The organism is Pseudooceanicola sp. NS-SX9 (assembly GCF_057380705.1).
This window is the reverse complement of the sequence record NZ_CM170818.1, coordinates 1,544,943-1,569,136: the sequence shown is the minus strand read 5'-3', so window position 1 is coordinate 1,569,136 and position 24,194 is coordinate 1,544,943. Positions and strand designations below refer to the sequence as shown.

Below are 24,194 nucleotides of genomic sequence, written 5' to 3'. Positions count from 1 at the left end.
GGACGAAGGCGGAACGCCTTGTTAACGCCCCGCCTTCCCCGTTCATGCAACCGATTGAAACCGATCAGTTATTGCCCTTCTCGGCTTCGATCTGGCGCCATTTGGCGACGTTCCGGTTGTGCTCGTCCAGGGTGGCGGCAAAGGCGTGACCGCCCGACCCGTCGGCGACGAAATACAGGTAGTTCGTCTTCTCGGGGTTCACCGCCGCCTCGATCGAGGCCCGGCCGGGGTTGGCGATCGGCGTCGGCGGCAGCCCGTCCACCACATAGGTGTTGTAGGCATTGTTGGCCTTCAGCTCGCTGGCGCGGATGCCACGGTCCAGGATGCCCTTGCCCTTGGTGATGCCGTAGATCACCGACGGGTCGGTCTGCAGCCGCATCCCCTGTTCCAGCCGGTTCTCGAAGACCGAGGCGACGACGCGGCGTTCATCGGGAACACCGGTTTCCTTCTCGATGATCGAGGCCATGATCAGCGCGTCCTCGGGGGTCTTCAGCGGAATGCCGTCGGCCTTCTGCGCCCAGGCGGCATCCAGGATCTGCATCTGCTCGTCCTGCATCCGCTTGATCAGACCCGACCGCGCATCCCCTTTCGAGAACTCGTAGCTGTCGGGCGCCAGCGTGCCCTCTTTCGGCAGATCGCCGATATCGCCCTTCAGCACATCGACATTGTTGAGCATCTGCACCACCTGCCAGGCGGTGACGCCCTCGGCCAGGGCGATGCGATAGCGCGTGTCGGGCTCTTTCTCGACCTCGGCCACGACATCGGGAACCTTGTCGGTGCCGGGCACATAGCGGGCTTCCTCGACATATTGCGAAGTCGCCGGATCGACCGAGCGCACCAGCACGTCAGACTGCCGCACGCCGACCCGGTACAGGATCTCGGTGCCGCAGGTGCTGGCGCCGCCGCGCGTCACCAGATCCACGATATCGGCCATCGAGGCCGAGGCGGGCACCAGGAAGGCCCCCGCCTTGAGCTGCGCGGACTTGTCGGCGTAATCGGCACCGATGCGGAACAGCATCCCGCTCGAGACGGCACCGGCCTTGTCCAGGTCCTCGCTGAGGCCCCGCATCGTCTCGCCCTGCTTGACGCGCAGGCACATGCCCTGCGCCAGGGGACCCGGCGCGGCATATCTCTGCTTGCCCCACATGATGGCGCCGCCCAGAAGCATCGCACCCACGATCAGCAGCGTCAGCCCGTTCGAGGCGATGGATCGCCACATCTCAGCGCACTTTCCCGAACACGAGGCTCGCGTTGGTGCCACCGAACCCGAACGAGTTCGACAGGGCCACGTCGATCTTGCGTTCCCGCTTGGCGTTGGGCGCCAGGTCCATCTTGGTCTCGACCGCCGGGTTGTCCAGGTTGATCGTGGGCGGGGCCACCTGATCGCGGATCGCCAGGATCGAGAAGATCGCCTCGATCGCGCCCGCAGCCCCCAGCAGGTGCCCGGTCGCCGACTTGGTCGAGGACATGGTGACATTGGGCGCATGATCGCCCATCAGGCGTTCCACCGCCGCCAGCTCGATCGTGTCGGCCATGGTCGAGGTGCCATGCGCATTGACGTAATCCACATCCGCCGGCGTCAGCCCGGCGCGCTTCAGCGCCATTTCCATGCAGCGGCGCGCGCCGTCGCCGTCTTCCGACGGGGCGGTGATGTGATAGGCGTCGCCCGACAGGCCATAGCCCAGGTATTCGCCATAGATCTTGGCGCCCCGCGCGACGGCATGTTCGTATTCTTCCAGCACCACGATGCCCGCGCCCTCGCCCATGACGAAGCCGTCGCGGTCCGCGTCATAGGGCCGGCTGGCCTTCTGCGGATCATCGGCGCGCTTGGTGGACAGCGCCTTGCAGGCGTTGAAGCCCGCGATGCCGATCTTGCAGATGGCGGCTTCGGCGCCGCCCGCGATCATCACATCCGCATCGCCCCACTGGATCAGGCGTGCCGCATCGCCGATGGCATGCGCGCCCGTGGAACAGGCGGTCACCACCGAATGGTTCGGCCCCTTGAAGCCATGCTTGATGCTGACCTGACCGGAAATCAGGTTGATCAGCGCGCCCGGCACAAAGAACGGAGACACCCGGCGGGGGCCCTTCTCGGCCATCAGGATGGCGGTATTGGCGATCGAGTTCAGCCCCCCGATGCCCGACCCGATCAGCACGCCGGTGCGCTCCTGATCCTCGGGGCTGGTGGGTGCCCAGCCGCTGTCGGCCACCGCCATGTCGGCGGCCGCAATGCCGAACTGGATGAAGGTGTCGACCTTGCGCTGTTCCTTCGGCTCCATCCACAGATCGGCATTCCAGGTGCCATCGGTGCCGTCACCGCGCGGCACTTCGCAGGCGTAGGTCGTAACCAGCCCCTCGGTATCGAACTGCGTGATCGGACCCGCACCCGATTTGCCGGCCAGAATCCGGCTCCAGCTTTCCTCGACCCCGACGGCCAGGGGCGTAACCAGCCCCAGCCCGGTGACAACGACACGACGCATGTAATCCGCCCCCAAAATTTTCTTCACTGCCGCTCATACCCGAGGCCGCCCCCAAGGGGCAAGCCTCGGCCGTCCCGCCCGCAACCCTCCGCCACCGCAATATCTTCATCTTTCCGAAAATAGGCAGGGCGCGCAGGCGCAGCACGGCGGGGGCAGCGCCCCCTGCCCCAGATGGGGCGCCCCGACACAAAAGCAAACCCCCTGCCGCAACGGCAGGGGGTTCTCACCCATCCGGGTGCATCCGGCGCCGTCCGAAGACGGCTCAGATCATGCAGCTTCCGAGATGAACTTCACCGCGTCGCCGAAGGTCTGGATGTTTTCTGCAGCGTCGTCCGGGATCTCGATGCCGAACTCTTCTTCGAACGCCATGACCAGCTCGACGGTGTCGAGGCTGTCTGCGCCCAGGTCGTCGATGAAGGAAGCGTTCTCGGTCACTTTCTCTTCTTCCACGCCGAGATGCTCGACAACGATTTTCTTCACGCGCTCTGCGACATCGCTCATAGGTTTTCCCTCTGTCAGGTGGGCCAGCGGCCCGGTTCTTGCCTCACCCCTTGCGGGGCCGATTGATGGGATCTCGCGATCCCGGTCTCCCCGCAGAGCGAGGCGCGGGACAGGCCTTGCGACCCCCGCTGATCTGCGCCGCCTATAGCACATGCTTCACACGACGCAAACGCTTTCGAGACCTGCCCCCTCGCCCCGGAAATTGCAAGGTGCGACAGCGTCCTTTGCGCCGCGCCGCCCCTTGTTTTCATGCGGCAGCGCGGCAAATCTGCTGGGCCCGAAGGCTTACAGCATGGCCATCCCGCCGTTCACATGCAGCGTGCTGCCCGTCACGTAACCCGCCTCGGGGCTCGCCAGATACAGCACGGCGGCCGCGATCTCCTCGGGCGTGCCCATGCGCGCGGCGGGGATCTGCACGTTGATCTTGGCCTTCTGCTCGTCATTCAGCTTGTCGGTCATCGCGGTCGCGATGAAACCGGGCGCCACGCAATTCGCCGTGATTCCCCGGCTGGCCACCTCATAGGCGATGGATTTGGTCATGCCGACCATGCCCGCCTTGGCGGCCGCATAGTTCACCTGGCCCGGGTTGCCGGTCGCGCCGACAATGGACGAGATGTTGATGATCCGCCCCCAGCGGGCCTTCATCATCGGCCGCATCACGCCGCGGCACAGCCGCATGGTGGCGGTCAGGTTGACGTCGATGACGCTGGCCCAGTCCTCGTCGCTCATCCGCATGAACAGCTGGTCGCGGGTGATGCCCGCATTGTTCACCAGAATGTCGAGGCTCCCCATGGCGGCGATCGCCGCCTTCGGCAGCGCCTCGACCGCCTCCGGATCGCCCAGGTTGCACGGCAGCACATGGGCGCGCTCGCCCAGTTCCGCGGCCAGCGCCTCCAGAGGCTCCACCCGGGTGCCCGACAGCCCCACCGTCGCACCGGCGGCATGAAGCGCCTTGGCAATCGCCCCACCGATGCCACCGCTCGCGCCGGTCACCAGCGCCGTCTTGCCCGTCAGATCGAACATAGGTCTCTCCCGTCGGCAGGTCGCCCTGCCATTTTCTTGTTCCAAATACCTTCGGGGGTCCGGGGGCAGACAGCCCCCGGCCTCACCACCGGCAGCCGGCCTCAGCCCTTCAGGGCCTCGGCCGCCACCACCACGTCCTCGGGCGTGCCGACCTGCGCGCAGGCCACGGATTTCTCGATCCGCCGCACCATGCCCGACAGCGCCTTGCCGGCGCCGATCTCCCAGACCGCATCGACACCGCGCACCGCCATCCAGGCGATGCTCTCGCGCCAACGCACCGATCCGGTCACCTGCTCGACCAGCAGCGCCTTCAGCGCCTCGGGATCGCTCACCGCCTCGGCCCGCACGTTGGCCACCACCGGCACCACGGGCGCCCGGAACGCGACCGCCGCCAGCGCCTCGGCCATCACCTCGGCCGCGGGCTGCATCAGCGCGCAGTGGAAGGGGGCCGACACCGGCAGCATCACCGCGCGCTTGGCACCGCGCGCCTTGGCGATCTCGACCGCGCGTTCCACCGCGGCCTTGTGCCCCGACACCACCACCTGACCGGGATCATTGTCGTTCGCGGCCTGGCAGACCTCGCCCTGCGCGGCCTCCTTGGCCACTTCCATCGCCGCCTCAAAGCCCAGCCCCAGCAGCGCGGCCATCGCGCCCACGCCCACCGGCACGGCCTCCTGCATCGCCCGCCCGCGGGTGCGCAGCAGGCGCGCCGCATCGGCAATGCTCAGCGCACCGGCCGCCGCCAGCGCGGAATATTCGCCCAAGGAATGGCCCGCGACGTAATCGGCGGCGGTGATCGCCACGCCCTCGGCCTCCAGCGCACGCATCGCCGCCAGCGAAGTCGCCATCAGCGCCGGCTGCGCGTTCTGCGTCAGCGTCAGCGTCTCCTGCTCGCCCTCCCAGATCAGCGCACTCAGCTTCTCGCCAAGCGCGTCATCGACCTCATCGAAGACGGCCTTCGCCGCCGGATAGGCATCAGCCAGGGCGCGGCCCATGCCAATGGTCTGGGCACCCTGGCCCGGGAAGACGAATGCGCGGCTCATCGCGGCCTCCTTCAGATCCTCTGCGCCGCCCCTTCGGACGGCCTTTGCGCGGGCATAGCCAATGCCGCCCCGCAAGGCAATCCGCTCGCCTGCGCGCTGCGGTTGCAGCACCCGCGCACAGACCCTGCGCGCTGCCCCCGGATTGAGCCCCCCGCCCACCGCCGTATCCTGTCCGGGCACATGCCGCCTTCCCCGCACCTCAGCAGACCCAGCCCTCTGCCAGCCAAGGACATCCCATGCCCCTGACCGACAGCCCCGACCGCTATGGCCCCGTCACCCGCACGATCCACTGGCTTAGCGCCCTTCTCATCCTCGTCGACTGGCCCCTCGGGCTTTATGCCCACAGCCTGTCCGAACGCCTCTCCTCGGCCGAAGCCGCCGACCAGGCCGCCCTCGTCGGTCGCACCGCCCTGCTGTTTTCGGTTCACAAGACCCTTGGCGTCGCGGTGCTCGCGCTCTCGCTGCTGCGCATCCTCTGGGCCCTGACACAAAACCGCCCCGGCCTGGTCGACACAGGGCACCGCGCCCAGGCGCGGGCCGCCCAGCTGGTGCACTGGCTGCTTTATGTCTGCCTGATCGCCGTGCCGCTCACCGGCTGGCTCCACCATGCCGCCACATCGGGCTTTGCGCCGATTCTCTGGCCCTTCGGCCAGCACCTGCCCTTCGTGCCGCAATCCGAAGCGGTCTCGACCCTCTTCTCCAGCCTGCATGCCACGTTCACCTGGTTGCTGCTGATTGTCCTGGCCCTGCACGTCGCCGGCGCCCTGAAGCATCACCTTCTGGACCGTGACGCGACCCTGCGCCGGATGTGGCGCGGAACCCCGGCCGCCAGCGCCCCGCAACAACCCGGCCCCCTGCTGCCCGCTCTCGGCACTGCTTTTGTCCTGCTCCTCGCCACCGGCATCGCAATTCTGGACCGCCCGCCCGAGGCCCGCCCCGCCGCGGCCCCGCAACTGGCCCGGGTCGAGAGCGACTGGCAGGTCACCGAAGGCACCCTCGGCCTCTCGGTCACCCAGTTCGGCAAGACCGTCGCCGGCAGCTTCGCCGACTGGACCGCGCGCATCACCTGGGACGCCAGCGTGACGCAGGGCCCCGCCGGCCATGTCACCGTCACCATCGCGATCCCTTCGCTGACGCTCGGATCGGTGACGAAACAAGCGCTCGAAGCTAACTTCCTCGATGGCAGCCACCATCCGACGGCCGTCTTCGATGCCGAATTGCTGAACACGGCCGAAGGCCCTCGTGCCGAAGGCACCCTCACCCTGCGCGGTCAGGACGTGCCGCTTGCCTTCCCCTTCACCCTTGCCATCGACGGCACCACAGCCCGGGCCAGCGCCAGCTTCGCCCTAGATCGCCGTGCCTTCGGGATCGGCGACAGCATGCCAGACGAAAAGACCGTGTCCTTCCCCGTCAAGATCCGCTTCGACCTCACCGCCAAACACGCCGCCGGCGTCTGAACCCATCGCCGGGTCCGCCTCCGGCGGGAGTATTTATAGCCAGATGAAAGAACCTGCCCCGCCCCACGGCGCAACCGGTTCCTTTCATTTTCTTGTCCTGAAATACCTCGGGGGAGCAGGCCACAGGCCTGCGGGGGCAGAGCCCCCGACCCGACCAACACCCGCACACGGACATGACAAAGGGCGGCCCCGCGGGACCGCCCTCTTTCCTTCCAGCGCCAGGGATCACTCGGCCTTCATGGCCTCGATCGAGATCGCCAGCTTGACCTCGTCGCTGACATAGGGCGCGTACATGCCGAGGTTGTAGTCCGAGCGGATCAGCGTGGTGGTGGCGCTGAAGCCCGCCCAGGGCTTGCCTTCCATCGGGTGCTCGCCGGCCTGGTTCAGCACCGCGTCCAGCACGACGGGCTTGGTCACGCCGTTCAGCGTCAGGTCGCCGGTGATCAGCGCGGTCTTCTCGCCCGTCACCTCGATGCCCGTGGACTTGAAGGTCACCATCTTTTCCGAACCGTCGGGCGCGGCAAAGAAGTCATCCGACATGAAATGCTCGAAGCGCGGCTCGAAGCCGGTGATCATCGAGCGCACCGGGAAGCTGACCTCGACCGTGCTTTTCGCCGGGTCTTCCTGGTCGAACTGGATCGTGCCGTCGAACCCCGAGAACATCCCCGTTCCGGTCGAGAAGCCGAGGTGGTTGTAGCTGAACACGATCTGCGAATGCCCGCCGTCCAGCGTATAGGTTTCAGGGGCGGCGAAAGCGGCCGGAGCGGCCAGGGCCAGGGCGGCGGCCATCACGAGGGATTTCATCTTTACCAATCCTTTTCAAATGGATGCATGATGCGGTCATGCGGGTCGTCGCATATCCCTTAGGTGAACTCACGAAAGCGTGCGCTCAATTGGCGATGGCTCCACAGAATATGTGGAAATCCGAACACTGCCCATTTGCCCCTGCCCGTCCCGCGCGCCCTTGTGCGGGCGGGCGAAATGGTCTAAGGGCAGGCTTCCTTCCGCTGCAAAGCCATCAACCGCGCAGCCTCTCGTGGACGGGATGCGGAAGGTTCGCCCGTCCTATGAAATGCGCCTCGACATAAACAGGAGTGCACATGCCTCTCTACGAGCATGTCTTCATCTCGCGCCAGGACCTTTCCAACGCGCAGGCCGAAGGTCTCATCGAACATTTTGGCACCGTCCTCTCGGACAACGGCGGCAAGCTGGTTGAATCCGAGTACTGGGGCGTCAAGACGATGGCCTACAAGATCAACAAGAACCGCAAGGGCCACTACGCCTTCCTGAAGTCGGACGCTCCCGCCTCCGCCGTCCAGGAAATGGAACGCCTGATGCGTCTGCACGACGACGTGATGCGCGTCCTGACCATCAAGGTCGACACGCACGAGGAAGGCCCCTCGGTCCAGATGCAGAAAAAGGACGAGCGCGAAGAGCGCCGTTCGCGTCGCTGATCTCCCGGTTTCAGGAAAGGACATAAATCATGGCCGCAAAACCGTTTTTCCGTCGTCGCAAGGTCTGCCCGTTCTCGGGCGAGAACGCGCCGAAGATCGACTACAAGGACACCCGTCTGCTGCAGCGCTACGTTTCCGAGCGCGGCAAGATCGTTCCGTCCCGCATCACCGCCGTCTCGGCAAAGAAGCAGCGTGAACTGGCCCGCGCCATCAAGCGCGCCCGCTTCCTCGCCCTGCTCCCCTACGCCGTGAAGTGAGGAGCTGACCAATGCAAGTGATCCTTCTCGAACGCGTCGCCAAGCTCGGCCAGATGGGGGACGTCGTCTCCGTCAAGCCCGGCTACGCCCGCAACTACCTGCTGGCACAGGGCAAGGCCCTGACCGCCTCCAAGGAAAACATCGCGCAGTTCGAAACCCAGAAGGCGCAGCTGGAAGCCAACAACCTCGAGACCCGCAAGGAAGCCGAGGCCCTGGGCGAAAAGCTGGACGGCCAGAAGTTCGTCGTGATTCGCGCTGCTTCCGATGGTGGCAACCTCTACGGTTCCGTGTCTCCGCGTGACGTCGCCATCGTCGCCACCGAGAACGGCTTCACCGTCGAGCGCAAGCAGGTGATCATCCCCGATCCGATCAAGGAACTGGGCCTGCACGAAGCCAAGGTCACCCTGCACCCCGAAGTCGAGGTCACGGTGATCCTGAACGTCGCACGTTCGCCGGAAGAAGCCGAGATCCAGGCACAGGGCAAGTCGATCCAGGAACTGGCCGCGGAAGAAGAAGCCGCAGCCGAGTTCGAGATCTCGGAACTGTTCGACGATCTGGGTTCGGCCGCGTCGGACGAAGACGAAGCCGGCGAAGAGAAGTAATTCTCTCTGCCACCGCTTACGGAAACCGCGCCCTCGGGCGCGGTTTTTGCGTTTCAGGGGGCGCTGCGCCGCACCGGCTGCGGCTGGGCATAAAGCCCCGACAGCAGCGGAAAGCGCGCATGCAGCGCGGCAATGTCGTCGGGGGCAAGCTCGGCCGAGGTATCGAACATGCCGCGGCTGTCGTTATGGGCGTGGACGGTGCGCAGGTAATAGGGCTTCAGGTCGTCGATCACCCGGGTCACAAAGCGGCGGTTGACCTTCTTGTGCGCCACGGTGAAGGGCGTGAAGCGGGTCGCGGCGGGGGCCATCAGCGTCAGCCCCAGATTGGTGAAAGGCACGTTACGCCGGAACATCCGCGGCAGCTGCCCCTCGTCCAGCAGCAGGCTGCAGCCGCGCGGGAAGGACAGGAACACCTGCTGCGTGCTGCCATCCAGACAGGCGCGCGCCGCGCGGGCCTCTCGGGCCAGGACCTGGGTGAAATCCGACGCCACCGCATCGTCATCGTCCAGCACGCATTGCAGCACCCATTCCGACGCCGGAAAGCGCGCCTTCTGGAACGCCAGCAGCGGCGGCGAGGCCGAGCCGCGCGGTTCCGCCAGCACATGCGCCCGCTCGCCCAGGATATCCCCGCAGATCTGGCGCAGACGCGACAGCTCGGGCGCGGGCATGTGGCTGGAGGTCAGCACCAGCAGCGTGAAGGCCGGGGCCTGCTGGTCACGCAGGGATGGCAGGGTGATGGTTTCGAAGATCCGCAGCCGGTCGGCCAGGCGGTCCGGGTTGAACAGCAGGCCCGGGTCCTTGCTGGCGGCCGAACGCCACCCGGACTGCCCCCAGAACGAGAACCGGGTCTGGAACAGGATCTGCATCGGGGCTCCCCTTCTGGCTGCCTGAGAGATCTTTAAATCAACCTTAAGACGTTTTTTGTGCAAATCAAGCACCTGGCCGAATGCCTTGATCCAACCGTTGGCAGGGCCGCCACCGCCTGCCCGGCCGGCATTCAGATGCCAACCGCGACCCGGCAGCGCAGAAGAACGCCCGGCAGATCGCGACCGAGGTTGTGCAAACCGCGGTCGGGCATGCCATCGAGCATCATCGCAGGAGAGTGCACTTCTTCTCGACCATCGAACTCGTCGACGCTCGCGAGCAGGAGAAGGCCAAGGGAAAAGCCGGACACATGGCGGAGCCTCTCACCCGCCTCGACCTGGTGATCCTGGACGAGCTCGGATACCTGCCGTTCAGCGCTTCAGGAGGCGCCTTGCTCTTCTGAGCAAGCTCTACGAGCGCACCAGCGTGATCATCACCACGAACCTCAGCTTCAGCGAGTGGGCCACAGTGTTCGGCCCCTCTCGTGACTTTGCTGCGCAAAGCACTGCCGGGCAATGGATGCCAAGATGACCACCGCGCTCCTCGATCGGCTGACACATCGCTGCCACATCCTTGAGACCGGAAACGACAGCTTCCGTTTCAAGGACAGCGCGGCTGCAGCAACGCGGAAAAAGAGGGAGGAAAGCCATGCCTTGACCCAAACATGACCCGCTCAGCATAATCCAAGGTGGGTCACTTCTCGATGGAAAACCCGGGTCAGTTCTGGGTGGAAATCAACATTCTGGAAATCTGCGTTTTCACGGCGCCCCGGGCCAGGCCCTGCAAAAACCCGGTTTCAGGGCCTGTCAGAGGGTGCCTAGCCCCGCCGCCCGGCATGGCGGCATCAGATCTCTCTTCGCACCGAGCTGTTCGCGGCCAAAGCCTTGGGACGTGACCTCGTGCGCGACGATGATGTGGCTCTCGGCATCAACAGCGGTCTGGACGTTGCAACCAACCATGCCGCCGTGTCGGGCGCGGGTCGCCATGGCGCGGGCATCGGGGTCGGTCAGGCCCGGCGGCCTTCCAGAAGGGCGCCCGCTTGGGCAACGAATGCACCGCCCGGCGCCCCGTCCGACAGATCAGGGACGAACGGCACATATGAAAACGGGCCGCCCAAGGGGCGACCCGTCCGGATCCGTCAGCGCGACAGCGCCGCCGGGATCACTCGACTTCCAGAGCCTCGACGGCTTTCTGCAGATCGTCCTTCGAGGTTTCCTTTTCGGAGACCTGCGCCTGGGCGAAGACGTGGTCGACGACCTTGTCTTCGAAGATCGGCGCGCGCAGTTGCTGCTGCATCTGGGCGTTCTGCTGAACGAATTCGAAGAACTGACGTTCCTGGCCCGGGTACTGGCGTGCCTGGTTCAGGATGGCCTGGGTCATCTCGGCGTCGGTCACTTCGACCTCGGCTTTCTGGCCCAGCTCGGCCAGCAGCAGGCCCAGCTTGACGCGGCGGACGGCCAGCTTGTTGTGCTCTTCGGTGGGCTCGACCGAACCGTGGTTGTGGTCGTGAACCTCGGGGTTCTCTTCATGCCACAGCTGGTGCGCGATCTGGCTGGCCTCGGCTTCCACCAGGCTCGGCGGCAGGTCGAAGGTCACGACCTCGTCCAGCTTGTCCAGCAGCGAGCGCTTCATGACGGCGCGGGCAGCACCGGCATATTCGGCTTCCAGACGCTCGGCGATCTGACCTTTCAGCGCAGCCAGGTCCTCGGCGCCGAATTTCTTCGCCAGCTCGTCGTCGATCTCGGCCGCCTTGGGCGCCTTCACGGCTTTGACGGTGCATTCGAAGACGGCGGGTTTGCCGGCCAGATGCTCGGCACCGTATTCCTCGGGGAAGGTAACCTCGACGTCCTTGCTGTCGCCAGCCTTGACGCCTTTCAGGCCATCTTCAAAGCCGGGGATGAAGGCGTTCGAGCCCAGCACCAGCGGGTAATCTTCCGCCGAGCCGCCCTCGAAGGCTTCACCGTCGACCTTGCCGACGAAATCGAAGACGACCTGATCGCCTTCCTCGGCTTCGCCGTCCTTGTCCTCGAAGTCCTTGACGGTCTCTGCGAGGTTGGTCAGCGCTTCCTCGACGGCAGCGTCATCGGCCTTGGCGACCAGCTTTTCCAGCGCGATGGCCGAGAAGTCGACCTCGGGGATCGCGGGCAGCGCTTCGTAGGACAGGTTGACGACGACGTCGTCGCCCTCTTTCCAGGTCTCGCCGTCGACCATGTCGACCTTCGGCTGCATCGCCGGGCGTTCGCCGGTGGCCTCGAAATGCTCATTCATGGCGCCGTCGATGCTTTCCTGCATCGCTTCGCCCAGCATCCGCTGACCGAACTGCTTCTTCAGGAGCGCCATCGGCACCTTGCCCTTGCGGAAGCCCTTCAGTTCGATCTCGGGCTGAGCCTCTGCCAGCTTCTCGCTCACCTTGCCGTCCAGCTCGGCGGCGCTGACGGTGATCGTGTAGCCGCGTTTCAGGCCCTCTTTCAGGGTCTCGGTGACCTGCATCGTCGCTTGTCCTTCCATACCGGGGGCCGCGTCGCTCGACCGGCCTTCGAAATCAAGCGTCCTTCTATGAGCAGCCCTGTCGTCTTGCAAGGTGAAACGCGCGCCCGCCCCCGTCAGACAAGGCGATTTCCCGCGAAAATGTACCTACCTCCCGCCCCTGGCGACGCTCATCCGGCGGCGCCCTCAATAGGCTTCGTAAAGGCCGACCCCGGCGTTCATCTCACGCAGGGCCACCTCTGAATGGTAGAGCAGCTGCGACAGATCTTCCGGGGTCGGCGTTCCCCCCGCGGCAACAGCCTGCAACCGCTTGGCCATCCAGTCCCAGATCACCTGCACCAGTTCCAGCTGCATCTCGATTTCGAAGGACGGCGGCGGCGGGACCCCCGCCTTGCTGTCGCCATCGCGCAGCATCGTCATGCGCTGGCCGAACAGGGCAACCGTCTTGCCCAGCAGGGCCCGGTCCGCCCCCGGATCAAAGCCCTGAGCGACCATGCAGGCCTCCTTCACCGCCTTCATCAGCAGCATCCGCTGGGCACCGGCAAGGTTGATCGCCGTGGCAATGCCCCCGGACGGAAGATCCTTGGCGTAGGTCCTTTCCATTTTCACGACGGCACTGTTCATCGTGATCAGCAGCGGGTCAGCCCGGCCATGGATCGCCCGCAAATCCACCTGCTGACGTGCATCGACATAGCGGCTGACCGCGCCGCGATAGCCGTCCCACAGATCCTGAACCTCGAACAGAGTGTCAGCGATCCGGTCATCGGCCTCGGCCGGCATGTCGGCGGCGGGGTCGCCGAACCGCAACCCCTTGAGGGTCTTGTCGAACAGCGTTGCCGCTGCCGAAGCCCGGCTCAGCGCGCTGTCGGTCTGCACCCCGGCACCGGCCATGCAGGTCAGCATCGCCATGCGCTGTGCCAGCATGCGCTGCCGCCCCGCAACGTTTATCCTGTGCTTCATCACCTCGTCCGCCCGGGCCGCCTGGGCCATGGGCCAGGACCCCTCGACCGGGACCACCAGCACAATCGCTGCCAACAGCAGCCGCAACAGGACCATCATCAGAAGGGTGCTCCTTTTCGGGGGACGGCGCCGGATGCCAGCGTCAGAACCAGGCGCCTCTGCCGACTTCTCGAATTCAGTGATGCGTCCAGACCGCTATTCATCATCTTCCTCGTCCCCGGCCAGCAACAGCAACTCTCCCGCAGCCTCCAGGGCACGGATCTCGTTGATGACGGTGTTCATCGCCTCCTCGCCATCCTTGGCCTTGACCTTGCCCTTGTCGTTGACCTCTTCCTTCAGGCTGTCGGCCAGGCGCGCCGACATATTGCCAAGGATGTATTCCGCCGTCTTCTGCTGCTCGGGATCGGTCGATGCCGCCAGCGCCGTCACCAGAACCGCCGGATCCAACTGCCGCACCACCTTCGGAATATCGCGCGGCGCGATCCGCTCGGGGATGTTCACATAGGTGAAGATCGCCTTCCGAACCTTGTCCGCAAATTCGGAATCGGTTTCATCCAGCCCTTCCAGCACATCATCCCGGGTCGCCGCGGTGGAATAGTTCAGAATCGCCCCCACCCGCTCTACCGGGTCCTTGTCAAAGACCGAGATCGGCTGCGCATCAAGCTGCGCCGCCAGCGAAAGGCCGATCCGGTCCAGCGCCTCCGGGGTTATGCCGCTGGTCAGCGACACCGCATAGGTGATCCGCCGCGCGCGTGGCCCCGGTAGCAGCGCCAGCAGCTTCGCCGCCTTCGAAGTATCGAGCTTCGACAGCATCACCGCAGCAATCTCGGTGCTTTCGTTCTCGGCGATGGGCAGCAGTTTCTTGACATCCAGCGCCCTGACCCGCTCCCACGGATCGCCGGACTGGCGCACCCCGGCCTCCTTGCGCAGACGCGCGGCGGTGTGGGGGCTGATCTTGCCGTCAAGCGCTGCCAGCGCCCCGGCGATCCCCTTCGGGAAGGTCAGGCCAAGGGCCTCCAGCTCCTCGATGAATTCCTCGACCACATTGGCCAGCGTGCCGCGGTCGATATGGCGCATATGGCCCAGCAGCATCGTCAGCTCGGCCTGCATCTCGTCCGGCAGCTCCTTCAGGGGAACATCCAGACCGTGATTCAGCAGCAGCCGCACGATGACGGCCGCCTTGTGTTTGCGTGTCAGCTGGCCGCGCACCGGCAGCGGCGGAAGCGCAAGCTGCGCCAGAGGCGTGAGTTGTCCCATCTTCCCCTCGTCCAAAGTCCGGGGAAGCTAACCACCGCCACGTGAAGAAAGACTGAACCGCGCCCCGGTGTGGAACGCGGTTCTTTCATCTGACCAAAAATACTCCCGCCGGAGGCAAGGCCCGCAGGGCCTTCAAACGGGCCCCGCCGGGAAACGGCGCTTCTGGCGAAGCACCGTGCCTCCGGCGGGCATATTTGGGGGAAAGATGAAGATCAGGCCTTGCCGAAGACCCGGGCAAAGATCGTGTCGACATGCTTGGTGTGATAGTCCATGTCGAACTTGGCGTTGATGCCCTCGACGCCAAGCGCCTTCACCACCTCTTCGTCCGCCAGCAGCAATTCGCGGAAATCGAGGCGCTCTTCCCAGACCTTCAGCGCGTTACGCTGAACCATGGAATAGGCGTCCTCGCGCGACACGCCTGCCTGGGTCAGGGCCAGCAGCACCCGCTGCGACATCACCAGGCCCGGGAACTTGTTCATGTTGTCCAGCATGTTCTGCGGGAAGACCAGCATCTTGTCGATGACGCCCGCCAGGCGGTTCAGCGCAAAGTCCAGCGTAATGGTCGCGTCGGGCGCAATGCCGCGTTCCACCGAGGAATGCGAGATGTCGCGCTCGTGCCAGAGCGCCACGTTCTCCATCGCCGGGATCACCGTCATGCGCACCAGCCGCGCCAGGCCCGTCAGGTTCTCCGTCAGCACCGGGTTCTTCTTGTGCGGCATCGCCGAGGAGCCCTTCTGGCCCATCGAGAAGAATTCCGCCCCTTCCAGCACCTCGGTGCGCTGCATGTGGCGGATCTCGATCGCGACGTTCTCGATCGACGAGGCGATGACGCCCAGAGTGGCAAAGAACATCGCGTGGCGGTCGCGCGGGATCACCTGGGTGCTGATCGGCTCGGGGGTCAGGCCCAGCTTGGCGCAGACATGTTCCTCGACCGCGGGGTCGATATTGGCGAAGGTGCCGACCGCGCCCGAGATCGCGCCGGTCGCGATTTCCGCACGTGCCGCCTGCAGGCGGGCCTTGTTGCGGTCCATCTCGGCGTAGAAGCGGGCGAAGGTCAGGCCCATGGTGGTGGGTTCGGCGTGGATGCCGTGGCTGCGGCCCACGCGCACGGTGTCCTTGTGCTCGAAGGCGCGTTTCTTCAGCGCGGCCAGCACCTTGTCGACATCGGCCAGAAGGATGTCGGCGGCGCGCACCAGCTGCACGTTCAGGCAGGTGTCCAGCACGTCCGACGAGGTCATGCCCTGGTGGACAAAGCGCGCCTCCTCACTGCCCACGTGCTCGGCCAGGTGGGTCAGGAAGGCGATCACGTCATGCTTGGTGACGGCCTCGATCTCGTCGATGCGGGCGACGTCGAATTCCACGTCCTTCGCCTTCCAGACGGCTTCCGCGTTTTCCTTCGGGATCACGCCAAGGGCGGCCTGGGCATCGCAGGCATGGGCCTCGATCTCGTACCAGATCTTGAACTTGGTGGCGGGGTCCCAGATGGCGGTCATCTCGGGGCGGGCATAGCGAGGGATCATCGGCGGGCTCCTTGCGCGGCGCGGCTTGTGATATGCGTAAGACCGGGGTTTACGCGAACTCGCGCGGTCTTTACTTGCTAGAGCGTGGGCGGGCAAGGGCAGCCCCCTGACCCGAAGGGAGGCAGGGCGCATGAAACTGTGCGATTTCACGGGCACCTGGATGATCGAGCGCCAGATCCACGACCAGCGCACCCCGCAGGTCGGCGAATTCCGCGGCACGGCGGAACTGCGTCAGGACGAGACCGGGCAGTGGATCTGGGACGAACGGGGGTTTCTGAGGCTGGGCGCGGCGCTGCCGGTGCGCGCCACCCGGCGCTATCTGTGGTCCGAGGGTCAGGCCGGCATCCATGTCCAATTCGAGGACGGCCGCCCCTTCCATGATTTCTGTCCCGCGCAGGACCACAGCGAAGCCACCCACCTGTGCCTGCGCGACCATTACACCGTCAGCTACAGCTTTGCCCGCTGGCCCGACTGGCAGGCCGACTGGCGGGTGATCGGGCCGATGAAGGACTATCGGATGGTCTCTCGGTATTTCCGCGACGCAGCATGATGCTTGCCCGACTCTCCTTTGGCGTGCAACAACCGGCGCCACATCGGGAGTTGAGGAGATGGAAACCATGACACAGACCACCGCCCGCGTGCTGAGCGAGACCTTCGGACCTTCAGAGGGAATAGCGCGCAGGCTGAAACAGGCCGCCCTTGTGCTGGCCGGGATCGCGCTGCTGGCCGTGATGGCCAAGATCAAGATTGCCGTGCCGGGATCGCCGGTGGCGGTGTCGATGGGCACTTTTGCCGTGCTGACGCTGGGGGCGGCCTATGGCGCCCGGCTGGGGCTGGCGACGATCCTGGGCTACATGATCGTGGGGATGCTGGGCTTTGACGTGTTCCAGAACTCGACCGCCGATCTGCACGGGATCCGCTACATGATGGGCGGCACCGGCGGCTACCTGCTGGGCTATGTGCTGGCCACCATCCTTCTGGGGGCGCTGGCGCAGCGCGGCTGGGACCGCTCGGTACCGAAGATGGCGGCGGCGATGGCGCTTGGCAATGTCGTGCTTTATGTGCCGGGGCTGCTGTGGCTGGGGATCCTGTACGGCTGGGACAAGCCGATCCTGGCCTGGGGGCTGACCCCCTTCCTGCTGGGCGACGCGCTGAAGCTGGCGCTGGCGGCGATGCTGCTGCCCGCCGCCTGGAGGATGGTCGGCCGCGCCCGCGGCTAAGGCCCGGCAAGGGCGCCTGCGGGCGCCCTTTTTCCGTCCGTTTCCCCGCAGGTTAGAACGATTTCGCAGGGACCGGCGCAGGTTCTGCTTCGGCCCGGGATCGGGGCCGGATTACGCTGCGCCATGACCATGATCCTGCACGATTCCATCCCCTATGGCCCGCCGCAGCGCCTGCCCGGCATGGCCCCCCTCGCCCCCGAAGACTGGATCCTCGTGGACGAGGCCTTCGCCCCCCAAATGGCGCTGCGCGACAGCCTTGTCGCGACGCGTCCCGACGACGTGATGTGCCTGGCACCCTCGGCCCGCCCGGCGCTGGAGGAACTGCTGGCCACGGTGCTGGCGCAGCTGTCGCTGCGTCCCGACTACACCGTCACCCCCGAGGCCGTGCTGCGCCCCGATGGCGTGCGGGTTCCCCTTGATCCCGATGCGCCCCTGCCGGTGCTGGCCCGGCTGGTGCAGCAGGACATGCTGCTGATGGAATATGACCCCGAGGCGGGTGAACATGTCCTGACCGGCGGTACCCTGTGCTTTCCCGCCACCTGGACCCTGGCCGAGAAATTCATGCGCCCGCTGATCGCCATCCACATCCCCGTGCCGCAATATGACGACGCGCTGGCCAAGCGCGTGCAGCGCCTGTTCGACGGCATCCAGCCGGGCAAGCCGCTGTGGCGGGCGAACTGGGTGGATTACGACGATCCCTCGCTGTTCGCGCCGGCCTCGGAAACCCGGCCGCGCAGCGAACGCCATCCGGTCGGCGGCGCCTATCTGCGCAGCGAACGCCAAAGCCTGTGGCGGCTGCCCGAAACCCGCGCCGTGGTCTTTGGCATCCACACCTACGTCATCCGCAAACCCGTCTGAGGAAACGAAAAGGGGCGCCCGAAGGCGCCCCGATCCACCGTCCCGAAAGGGATCAGCAGGAGTAGTACATCGCGTATTCGACGGGGTGCGGAGTGTGTTCGTACAGCTCCAGCTCTTCCATCTTCAGCGCGACGTAGCCGTCGATCTGGTCCTTGGTGAACACGTCGCCTGCCAGCAGGAAGTCCATGTCCTTGTTCAGCTCTTCCAGAGCTTCACGCAGCGAACCGCAGACGGTCGGGATCTCTGCCAGCTCTTCCGGGGGAAGATCGTAGAGGTTCTTGTCCATGGCTTCGCCGGGGTTGATCTTGTTCTTGATGCCGTCGATGCCGGCCATCAGGAGCGCTGCGAAGCACAGGTAGGGGTTCGCCGAGGGGTCGGGGAAGCGGGCTTCGACGCGTTTTGCCTTGGGCGATTCGGTCCACGGAATACGGACGCAGCCCGAACGGTTGCGGGCCGAATACGCGCGCAGAACGGGGGCTTCGAAGCCCGGGATCAGACGCTTGTACGAGTTGGTGCCCGGGTTGGTGAAGGCGTTCAGCGCTTTCGCGTGCTTCAGGATGCCGCCGATGAAGTACAGGGCCTCGTCCGACAGGTCCGCGTATTTGTCGCCGGCGAAGACGGGCTTGCCATCTTTCCAGATCGACATGTTGACGTGCATGCCGGTGCCGTTGTCGCCCTTGATCGGCTTCGGCATGAAGGTTGCCGACTTGCCGTAGGCCTGCGCCACGTTGTGGATGACGTACTTGTACTTCAGGATCTCGTCGGCCTGCTTGGTCAGGGTCGAGAAGATCAGGCCCAGTTCGTGCTGGCAGGACGCGACCTCGTGGTGGTGCTTGTCCACCTTCATGCCCATCTTCTTCATGGTCGAGAGCATTTCGGCACGGATGTCCTGGCCGTCATCGACGGGGTTCACCGGGAAGTAGCCGCCCTTGATGCCCGGACGGTGGCCGGTGTTGCCCATCTCGTAGTCGGTGTCGGTGTTCCAGGAGGCGTCCAGCGCGTCGACCTCGTAGGAAACCTTCTGCATCGAGACAGCGTATTTCACGTTGTCGAACAGGAAGAATTCCGCTTCCGGGCCCATGTAGGCCGCGTCGCCGATGCCGGTTGCCTTCAGGTAGGCTTCGGCTTTCAGCGCGGTGCCGCGGGGGTCACGCTCGTAGGGCTCGTTGGTGTCGGGCTCGACGACGTTGCAGTGAATGCACAGCGTCTTTTCGGCGTAGAACGGGTCCAGGTAGGCCGACTCGGTGTCGGGCATCAGCTTCATGTCGGAAGCTTCGATCGATTTCCAGCCAGCGATGGAGGAACCGTCGAACATGAAGCCTTCTTCGAGGAAGTCCTCATCGACCAGATCGGCGACGACCGTCACGTGCTGCAGTTTGCCGCGCGGATCGGTGAAACGAATGTCGACATATGCGACATCCTCTTCTTCGATCAGCTTGAGAACGCTTTCCTTGCTCATTCCCTTTTCCCTTCGGTTTTGAGTCTTTTTACATGACGTGCCCGATGCGGGGCACGACTGTTACAGCGCGTCGGAGCCCGTCTCGCCGGTCCGGATGCGGATCGCCTGCTCGACGGGGGACACGAAGATCTTGCCGTCACCGATCTTCTCGGTTTTGGCTGCGGTGATGATCGCCTCGATGGCGCTGTCGACCTGGTCGTCGTCCAGCACCGCCTCGATCTTCACCTTGGGCAGGAAGTCGACGACGTATTCGGCACCACGATAGAGCTCCGTGTGGCCCTTCTGACGGCCGAACCCCTTCACTTCGATGACGGAGAGACCCTGCACGCCAACGTCCTGAAGCGCCTCCTTGACCTCATCAAGCTTGAACGGCTTGATGACCGCTTCAATTTTCTTCATCGGAAACTCCTCGCAGTAACGTCGATCCGGTCAGAACACTTTCCCGAAGCGCCCTCAATTGCCTAATGTAAAAGCGGGGGGAGAGGCCAGAGCCAGCGCCGATATCTCGCGAAAATCCGAGCGGTGTGATTAAATTTTATGCAAAATGAAAAAACCACGGTTCCGGTGCTGACCGGAGGCCAGATGCAGGCCCTGGAACGCGCCGTAATGGCCCGCGGCGAGGCCTGCGGCACAACCCTGATGGAGACCGCCGGCACCCGCGTGGTCGAAGAGATTTCTGCAGTCTGGCCAGATATTTACACCCGGTCCGGCGGGCAGGTTCTGATTCTGTGCGGCCCCGGCAACAACGGTGGGGACGGATTCGTCATCGCTCGCCTTCTGGCCGCCCTAGGGGCAAGCGTTTCGGTCTGCCTGCTGGGCGATCCGGGACAGCTTTCGGGCGATGCGGCGCGAAATTGCCACCTCTGGAGGGCGAGCGGCGGACTGCTGCCGCCTGATCCTGAGGCAGTTGCCCGCGCCCTGCCCCGCCCCGCTCTGGTGGTGGATGCGCTATTCGGGACCGGCCTGCGCCGGCCGCTTGAAGGGGTCGCCCGGGCCCTTCTGGAAGGCGCGCTGGCGCGCAGCCGTCACAGTGTCGCGGTCGACATCGTGTCGGGGATCTGCGCCGACAGCGGGCGCTGGCTGGGCCGCGCCCCCGCTCTGCCGCCGGTTGACCTGACCGTCACCTTCCACCGCGCCAAGGCCGGCCACATGCTGGCCGAGGGCGCTGTCGCCACCCGTCGGCTGGTGATTGCCGACATCGGCCTTCCCGCCGGGGCGTCCGTTCCGCCCGAAGCCGGCCCCGTGGCACATCTGGTCACCGCCCCCTTTGCCACCGCCGACAAGGCCCCTTCGGGTCACAAGTACAGCCACGGCCATGCGCTGGTCGCCAGTGGCGGGGCCGGACGCAGCGGCGCCGCCCGCCTGGCCGCCCGCGCCGCGCTGCGGGTGGGGGCCGGGCTGGTGACGCTTGCCGCCCCCTCGGCCGCCCACCCCGAGATCGCCGCCAGCATCACCGCGCTGATGCTGCGCCGGATGGACGGCCCCCAGGATCTGGCGGCGCTGCTGCGGGATCCGCGCCATGTCGCGCTGTGCCTCGGGCCGGGGCTGGGGGCCGGGGCGGCGACACGGCTGCTGTTGCGCCAGGCATTGCCCACCGGGCGGCGGCAGGTCCTTGATGCCGACGCGCTTGGCTGCTGGGCCGGGGACCCGGAGGCGCTGTTCGCCCTGACCCGGGGCACGCAGACCCTGCTGACACCCCATGGCGGAGAATTCGCCCGCCTCTTCCCCGATCTGGCCGAGATGTTGCGCCAGGTGCCGCAAACCGGGCCAGCGATCTCAAAGCTGGACGTGACCCGACAGGCCGCGGCGCGGGCGGGCTGCTGCGTGCTGCTGAAGGGCGCCGACACTGTGATCGCGGCCCCTGACGGGCGGGCGGCGATTCACGCCGCGCTGCGCGACCGGTCGGCCCCCTGGCTGGCCACTGCCGGCGCCGGAGACGTCCTTTCGGGCCTGGCAACCGGCCTTCTGGCCCGCGGCTGGCCGCCCTTCGAGGCCGCCTGCGATGCCGCCTGGCTGCATGTCGAAGCCGCCCGCGCAGCGGGCCCCGGACTGGTTGCCGAGGATCTTTCCGAACATCTGCCGGGCGTCCTTGGGGCACTTGCAGGGCGCGCCCCCAAGAGATGATTTTGCGCTTCACGGCGCGCCCGCGCTTTGCTACTAACCGCGTCACGCGGCCCGGGCGTTCCGGCCCTGTCGCGTCGGTTGCGGGTGTGGCGGAATTGGTAGACGCACCAGATTTAGGTTCTGGCGCCTTAGGCGTGGGGGTTCGAGTCCCTTCACCCGCACCATTTTGAAATCATTGAGCATTCCTTGGGATCTCATTTCCGAGACGCTGCGATCCAAGAGTGGTTTCGCGCTTTCCCGATTTGCCCCTGCTGCGTTCCCGCTTCCGCTGGGCCCGTTCAGATGCCTTCTGCTGCTCCGCGCCGGAGGCATATTTTGCGCCATTTCAAGTGTCTGGCGCCCGGTGACAGCTTTCCGGTGACAGCTTTAATGCCGGAGATGTCGACACCCGCGTCGGCTGGCTCCTTGACCGCAGTGTAGCGCCACCCATAAGGCACAAGGCGATCCTCGCCCTGGAACACTCCAGTTGCCTTGCGTGCATCTTCGATGGCCTTTTGAACATGACGGCTGCCGACCGGCTGTGGTGGTGACTTCGCCATGATGTGCTGGCCGCTCTGCCCAGCGATTTCAGGCAGGTGCGCAACTGCCGGGGGCAGTGAACCTCGATCCTTCAGCCCGTCTGCTCCTGGACAGGCTCGGGCGACCTCATGGCCCCTCGGGCCAGCCTTCAACAGATCCCCCGCCAAGCACAAAGGCCGCAGGCATCAGCGCTTTCGGCTCTGCGGATCGGAACATTGGTCGGGCGCAGCCGCCTCTGGCAGCAGGCCCCCTGCCTCAGCGCGCTGCGGGCCCGTCGACGATCATCATCGGACACCCGCGCGAGCAGGCCTCGACCCGGGTCTCGATGCCGTAGAGGCTGCGGATCAGCGTGGGCGTCAGCACCTCAAGCGTCGGACCGGTGGCCAGGATCCGGCCCTGCGCCAGCGCCACCGTCGTCGTGCAGGCGCGCATCACCTGGTTCAGGTCGTGCAGCGCCAGGATGACAACCGCGCCGGTGTCCCGGGCATAAAGGCGCAGCGCCTCCAGCACCTCGTACTGGCGGGCCAGATCCAGCGCCGAGGTCGGCTCGTCCATCAGCACCACCTTCGGGCCGCTGACCAGCGTCTGCGCGATCGAGACCGACTGCCGCTGCCCCCCCGACAGTTCCGGCAGCTGACGCTCGGCCAGGTGGCGGATGCCGAAGCGCGCCAGAACCGCATCGACCTGCGCCAGCTCGGCCTCGGACAGGCGCCAGCCGCCCTGTCCCTGCTTCAGCGCCAGGATAATGGATTCGTAGACCGTCAGCGCCGCGCTCATGCCGGTGTCCTGCGGCATGTAGCGCAGATCGGCGGGGGTTGCGCCCTGCAGCCGGACCTGGCCGGTGCCGCGCAGCTGGCCGGCGATGCGGCGGAACAGCGTGGACTTGCCCGCGGCATTGGCCCCCACCAGCGCTGTCAGCCCGCCGCCCGGGATCGCAGGCGTCGTGGCATCGGTCAGGATGTCGCGGCGGCCATAGCGCGCGCCCACCCCCTGCAGTGTCAGGCTTACCATGCCTTGCGTCCCTTCGTCAGGATCAGCGCTGCGAAGAACGGCACGCCCACCAGCGCGGTGATGATGCCGATGGGCAGCACCGCCCCCGGCAGAAGCGCCTTCGACAGCACCGATGTCGCCGACAGGATCACCGCCCCCGACAGCATCGCCCCCGGCAGGAAGAACCGCTGGTCCTCGCCCAGCAGCAGGCGCGCCACATGCGGCCCGACGATGCCGATGAAACCGATGGTGCCGACGAAGGACACCGGAACGGCCGCCAGCAGCGACACCAGCACCAGCGCCTCCAGCCGCAGGCGGCGCACCGGCACGCCCATGGCGGCGGCGCGGGTCTCGCCCAGGCGGATGGCGGTCAGTGCCCAGGCGCGGCGGGCAAACAGCGGCGTGCAGACCGCCAGGACCCCCGCAGTGATCGCCACCTTGCCCCAGGTGGCCTTGGTCAGGCTGCCCATGGTCCAGAACACCACCGCCGACAGCGCCTGTTCCGAGGCGAAATACTGCAGCAGCGCCAGCGCCGCGTTGAAGGAAAAGACCAGCGCGATGCCCAGCAGCACGATGGTTTCCACCGTCACCCCCCGCAGCGTCGACAGGCCGAAGATCAGCAGCGCCGCCGCCATCGCCATGGCAAAGGCATTGATCGGCACCATCAGCGTCAGCGCGCCGGGCAGGATCGCCACCCCCAGCACCATCGCCAGTGCGGCGCCGAAACTGGCCGCCGCCGACAGGCCCAGGGTGAAGGGACTGGCCAGCGGATTGGCCAGGATGGTCTGCATCTGGGCGCCCGCCAGCGACAGGCTGGCCCCCACCGTGACCGCCAGTGCCGCCATCGGCATGCGGATGTCCCAGATCACCACCCGCATCTGCAGATCGGCCGCCCCCGGCGCGAACAGCGTCCGCAGCACGTCGGGCAGCGCATAGCGCGCCGGGCCCAGCGACACGTCCACCGCGACGCTCAGGACAAGAAGCGCCGCCAGACCCGCAAGGATCAGCACGCGACGCGCGACAAGCCCGCGATAGGCGCGGGCATGGGAAACGGGAGGGGCGACGGCGGGGTCTTGGGTCACGATGGTCATGATACCTCGAACGGGCGGCGCCGGGTCC

At 65.9% G+C, this 24,194-nt stretch carries 23 protein-coding genes, 1 tRNA gene and 2 pseudogenes; 10 read left to right on the top strand and 16 right to left on the bottom strand.

Annotated elements, in window-relative coordinates:
- Positions 1-64 precede the first annotated feature (64 nt).
- From mltG to fabD, 5 genes are all read right to left on the bottom strand, one after another.
- On the bottom strand, positions 65-1,219 hold the full coding sequence (mltG, locus tag AC2ITM_RS07440) for an endolytic transglycosylase MltG (protein WP_486469181.1): 1,155 nt from the start codon (positions 1,217-1,219) through the stop codon (positions 65-67).
- Between the two features lies 1 nt (position 1,220).
- Positions 1,221-2,480 (bottom strand): beta-ketoacyl-ACP synthase II, encoded by a 1,260-nt coding sequence (gene fabF / locus AC2ITM_RS07435; RefSeq protein ID WP_486469180.1) that lies wholly within the window; start codon positions 2,478-2,480, stop codon positions 1,221-1,223.
- 267 nt (positions 2,481-2,747) lie between these two features.
- Complete coding sequence (locus tag AC2ITM_RS07430) at positions 2,748-2,981, bottom strand: acyl carrier protein (RefSeq protein WP_119840776.1); 234 nt, start codon at positions 2,979-2,981, stop codon at positions 2,748-2,750.
- A 285-nt stretch (positions 2,982-3,266) separates the two neighbouring features.
- Entirely contained in the window at positions 3,267-4,004 is a 738-nt protein-coding gene (fabG, locus tag AC2ITM_RS07425; RefSeq protein WP_486469179.1) for a 3-oxoacyl-[acyl-carrier-protein] reductase, read from the bottom strand.
- A gap of 101 nt (positions 4,005-4,105) precedes the next feature.
- A complete protein-coding gene (fabD, locus tag AC2ITM_RS07420) occupies positions 4,106-5,047 on the bottom strand; it encodes an ACP S-malonyltransferase (protein WP_486469178.1) in 942 nt (313 codons plus the stop codon).
- 236 nt (positions 5,048-5,283) lie between these two features.
- On the opposite strand from fabD, the gene AC2ITM_RS07415 reads away from it, so the two are divergent.
- Positions 5,284-6,504, top strand: coding sequence for a cytochrome b/b6 domain-containing protein (locus AC2ITM_RS07415; RefSeq protein WP_486469177.1), 1,221 nt, complete (start codon positions 5,284-5,286; stop codon positions 6,502-6,504).
- Between the two features lie 225 nt (positions 6,505-6,729).
- On the opposite strand, the gene AC2ITM_RS07410 is transcribed toward AC2ITM_RS07415, so the two are convergent.
- The gene (locus tag AC2ITM_RS07410) at positions 6,730-7,308 is read right to left on the bottom strand and encodes a YceI family protein (protein WP_486469176.1); all 579 of its coding nucleotides are present in this window, start codon (positions 7,306-7,308) and stop codon (positions 6,730-6,732) included.
- A gap of 296 nt (positions 7,309-7,604) precedes the next feature.
- On the opposite strand from AC2ITM_RS07410, the gene rpsF reads away from it, so the two are divergent.
- From rpsF to rplI, 3 genes are read left to right on the top strand one after another with little or no spacing between them, the layout of a single operon-like run.
- Positions 7,605-7,958, top strand: a complete 354-nt coding sequence (gene rpsF / locus AC2ITM_RS07405; protein ID WP_160896951.1) for a 30S ribosomal protein S6 — start codon at positions 7,605-7,607, stop codon at positions 7,956-7,958.
- 29 nt (positions 7,959-7,987) lie between these two features.
- A complete protein-coding gene (gene rpsR / locus AC2ITM_RS07400; RefSeq protein ID WP_010139260.1) occupies positions 7,988-8,215 on the top strand; it encodes a 30S ribosomal protein S18 in 228 nt (75 codons plus the stop codon).
- Positions 8,216-8,226: 11 nt separating this feature from the next.
- Positions 8,227-8,817, top strand: coding sequence for a 50S ribosomal protein L9 (rplI, locus tag AC2ITM_RS07395; protein WP_486469175.1), 591 nt, complete (start codon positions 8,227-8,229; stop codon positions 8,815-8,817).
- Positions 8,818-8,870: 53 nt separating this feature from the next.
- On the opposite strand, the gene AC2ITM_RS07390 is transcribed toward rplI, so the two are convergent.
- Entirely contained in the window at positions 8,871-9,683 is an 813-nt protein-coding gene (locus AC2ITM_RS07390; RefSeq protein WP_486469174.1) for a glycosyltransferase, read from the bottom strand.
- 197 nt (positions 9,684-9,880) lie between these two features.
- Between AC2ITM_RS07390 and AC2ITM_RS07385 the strand changes: the two are divergent.
- Positions 9,881-10,349 (top strand): annotated as a pseudogene (locus tag AC2ITM_RS07385) (ATP-binding protein); the annotation flags it as partial.
- Positions 10,350-10,544: 195 nt separating this feature from the next.
- Here the strand turns inward: AC2ITM_RS07385 and AC2ITM_RS07380 are convergent.
- From AC2ITM_RS07380 to purB, 5 genes and pseudogenes are all read right to left on the bottom strand, one after another.
- A pseudogene (locus AC2ITM_RS07380) lies at positions 10,545-10,691 on the bottom strand (IS5/IS1182 family transposase); the annotation flags it as partial.
- A 151-nt stretch (positions 10,692-10,842) separates the two neighbouring features.
- Positions 10,843-12,171 (bottom strand): trigger factor, encoded by a 1,329-nt coding sequence (gene tig / locus AC2ITM_RS07375; protein WP_486469173.1) that lies wholly within the window; start codon positions 12,169-12,171, stop codon positions 10,843-10,845.
- 183 nt (positions 12,172-12,354) lie between these two features.
- On the bottom strand, positions 12,355-13,227 hold the full coding sequence (locus AC2ITM_RS07370) for a type IV pili methyl-accepting chemotaxis transducer N-terminal domain-containing protein (RefSeq protein WP_486469172.1): 873 nt from the start codon (positions 13,225-13,227) through the stop codon (positions 12,355-12,357).
- Between the two features lie 96 nt (positions 13,228-13,323).
- Positions 13,324-14,385 (bottom strand): flagellar motor switch protein FliG, encoded by a 1,062-nt coding sequence (locus tag AC2ITM_RS07365; RefSeq protein ID WP_486469171.1) that lies wholly within the window; start codon positions 14,383-14,385, stop codon positions 13,324-13,326.
- A 212-nt stretch (positions 14,386-14,597) separates the two neighbouring features.
- On the bottom strand, positions 14,598-15,905 hold the full coding sequence (gene purB / locus AC2ITM_RS07360) for an adenylosuccinate lyase (protein WP_486469170.1): 1,308 nt from the start codon (positions 15,903-15,905) through the stop codon (positions 14,598-14,600).
- Positions 15,906-16,035: 130 nt separating this feature from the next.
- Here purB and AC2ITM_RS07355 point away from each other — a divergent pair, with 130 nt between their 5' ends.
- The 3 genes from AC2ITM_RS07355 to AC2ITM_RS07345 all read left to right on the top strand — a co-directional run bounded on the left by AC2ITM_RS07355 (position 16,036) and on the right by AC2ITM_RS07345 (position 17,983).
- A complete protein-coding gene (locus AC2ITM_RS07355) occupies positions 16,036-16,455 on the top strand; it encodes a DUF6314 family protein (protein ID WP_486469169.1) in 420 nt (139 codons plus the stop codon).
- 67 nt (positions 16,456-16,522) lie between these two features.
- Positions 16,523-17,125 (top strand): biotin transporter BioY, encoded by a 603-nt coding sequence (locus AC2ITM_RS07350; protein ID WP_486469168.1) that lies wholly within the window; start codon positions 16,523-16,525, stop codon positions 17,123-17,125.
- Positions 17,126-17,248: 123 nt separating this feature from the next.
- Complete coding sequence (locus tag AC2ITM_RS07345) at positions 17,249-17,983, top strand: heme-dependent oxidative N-demethylase family protein (RefSeq protein WP_486469167.1); 735 nt, start codon at positions 17,249-17,251, stop codon at positions 17,981-17,983.
- Between the two features lie 52 nt (positions 17,984-18,035).
- Here AC2ITM_RS07345 and glnA read toward each other — a convergent pair whose 3' ends face one another.
- Positions 18,036-19,442 carry a type I glutamate--ammonia ligase gene (gene glnA / locus AC2ITM_RS07340; protein WP_486469166.1) on the bottom strand — a complete coding sequence of 469 codons (1,407 nt, stop codon included), beginning with the start codon at positions 19,440-19,442 and terminating at the stop codon, positions 18,036-18,038.
- A gap of 60 nt (positions 19,443-19,502) precedes the next feature.
- Positions 19,503-19,841, bottom strand: coding sequence for a P-II family nitrogen regulator (locus AC2ITM_RS07335; protein WP_486469165.1), 339 nt, complete (start codon positions 19,839-19,841; stop codon positions 19,503-19,505).
- A gap of 138 nt (positions 19,842-19,979) precedes the next feature.
- On the opposite strand from AC2ITM_RS07335, the gene AC2ITM_RS07330 reads away from it, so the two are divergent.
- Together AC2ITM_RS07330 and AC2ITM_RS07325 are read left to right on the top strand one after the other, a co-directional pair.
- On the top strand, positions 19,980-21,566 hold the full coding sequence (locus AC2ITM_RS07330) for an NAD(P)H-hydrate dehydratase (protein ID WP_486469164.1): 1,587 nt from the start codon (positions 19,980-19,982) through the stop codon (positions 21,564-21,566).
- Positions 21,567-21,646: 80 nt separating this feature from the next.
- Positions 21,647-21,730 (top strand) — tRNA-Leu (locus AC2ITM_RS07325).
- Between the two features lie 610 nt (positions 21,731-22,340).
- Here AC2ITM_RS07325 and AC2ITM_RS07320 read toward each other — a convergent pair.
- Positions 22,341-23,096 (bottom strand): ABC transporter ATP-binding protein, encoded by a 756-nt coding sequence (locus AC2ITM_RS07320; protein WP_486469163.1) that lies wholly within the window; start codon positions 23,094-23,096, stop codon positions 22,341-22,343.
- Positions 23,090-24,166 (bottom strand): FecCD family ABC transporter permease, encoded by a 1,077-nt coding sequence (locus tag AC2ITM_RS07315; RefSeq protein WP_486469162.1) that lies wholly within the window; start codon positions 24,164-24,166, stop codon positions 23,090-23,092. Before AC2ITM_RS07315 ends, AC2ITM_RS07320 begins: the two co-directional genes overlap by 7 nt.
- Positions 24,167-24,194 lie beyond the last annotated feature (28 nt).

Coding starts and splice junctions, on each gene's coding strand:
- AC2ITM_RS07410 (WP_486469176.1), bottom strand. CDS start 7,308: ATGAAATCCCTCGTGATGGCCGCCGCCCTGGCCCTGGCCGCTCCGGCC.
- AC2ITM_RS07365 (WP_486469171.1), bottom strand. CDS start 14,385: ATGGGACAACTCACGCCTCTGGCGCAGCTTGCGCTTCCGCCGCTGCCG.
- AC2ITM_RS07415 (WP_486469177.1), top strand. CDS start 5,284: ATGCCCCTGACCGACAGCCCCGACCGCTATGGCCCCGTCACCCGCACG.
- AC2ITM_RS07345 (WP_486469167.1), top strand. CDS start 17,249: ATGACCATGATCCTGCACGATTCCATCCCCTATGGCCCGCCGCAGCGC.
- AC2ITM_RS07355 (WP_486469169.1), top strand. CDS start 16,036: ATGAAACTGTGCGATTTCACGGGCACCTGGATGATCGAGCGCCAGATC.
- AC2ITM_RS07350 (WP_486469168.1), top strand. CDS start 16,523: ATGACACAGACCACCGCCCGCGTGCTGAGCGAGACCTTCGGACCTTCA.
- fabG (WP_486469179.1), bottom strand. CDS start 4,004: ATGTTCGATCTGACGGGCAAGACGGCGCTGGTGACCGGCGCGAGCGGT.
- fabD (WP_486469178.1), bottom strand. CDS start 5,047: ATGAGCCGCGCATTCGTCTTCCCGGGCCAGGGTGCCCAGACCATTGGC.
- rpsF (WP_160896951.1), top strand. CDS start 7,605: ATGCCTCTCTACGAGCATGTCTTCATCTCGCGCCAGGACCTTTCCAAC.
- AC2ITM_RS07370 (WP_486469172.1), bottom strand. CDS start 13,227: ATGATGGTCCTGTTGCGGCTGCTGTTGGCAGCGATTGTGCTGGTGGTC.
- AC2ITM_RS07335 (WP_486469165.1), bottom strand. CDS start 19,841: ATGAAGAAAATTGAAGCGGTCATCAAGCCGTTCAAGCTTGATGAGGTC.
- fabF (WP_486469180.1), bottom strand. CDS start 2,480: ATGCGTCGTGTCGTTGTCACCGGGCTGGGGCTGGTTACGCCCCTGGCC.
- rplI (WP_486469175.1), top strand. CDS start 8,227: ATGCAAGTGATCCTTCTCGAACGCGTCGCCAAGCTCGGCCAGATGGGG.
- glnA (WP_486469166.1), bottom strand. CDS start 19,442: ATGAGCAAGGAAAGCGTTCTCAAGCTGATCGAAGAAGAGGATGTCGCA.
- AC2ITM_RS07315 (WP_486469162.1), bottom strand. CDS start 24,166: ATGACCATCGTGACCCAAGACCCCGCCGTCGCCCCTCCCGTTTCCCAT.
- rpsR (WP_010139260.1), top strand. CDS start 7,988: ATGGCCGCAAAACCGTTTTTCCGTCGTCGCAAGGTCTGCCCGTTCTCG.
- AC2ITM_RS07320 (WP_486469163.1), bottom strand. CDS start 23,096: ATGGTAAGCCTGACACTGCAGGGGGTGGGCGCGCGCTATGGCCGCCGC.
- tig (WP_486469173.1), bottom strand. CDS start 12,171: ATGCAGGTCACCGAGACCCTGAAAGAGGGCCTGAAACGCGGCTACACG.
- mltG (WP_486469181.1), bottom strand. CDS start 1,219: ATGTGGCGATCCATCGCCTCGAACGGGCTGACGCTGCTGATCGTGGGT.
- AC2ITM_RS07330 (WP_486469164.1), top strand. CDS start 19,980: ATGCAAAATGAAAAAACCACGGTTCCGGTGCTGACCGGAGGCCAGATG.
- purB (WP_486469170.1), bottom strand. CDS start 15,905: ATGATCCCTCGCTATGCCCGCCCCGAGATGACCGCCATCTGGGACCCC.
- AC2ITM_RS07430 (WP_119840776.1), bottom strand. CDS start 2,981: ATGAGCGATGTCGCAGAGCGCGTGAAGAAAATCGTTGTCGAGCATCTC.
- AC2ITM_RS07390 (WP_486469174.1), bottom strand. CDS start 9,683: ATGCAGATCCTGTTCCAGACCCGGTTCTCGTTCTGGGGGCAGTCCGGG.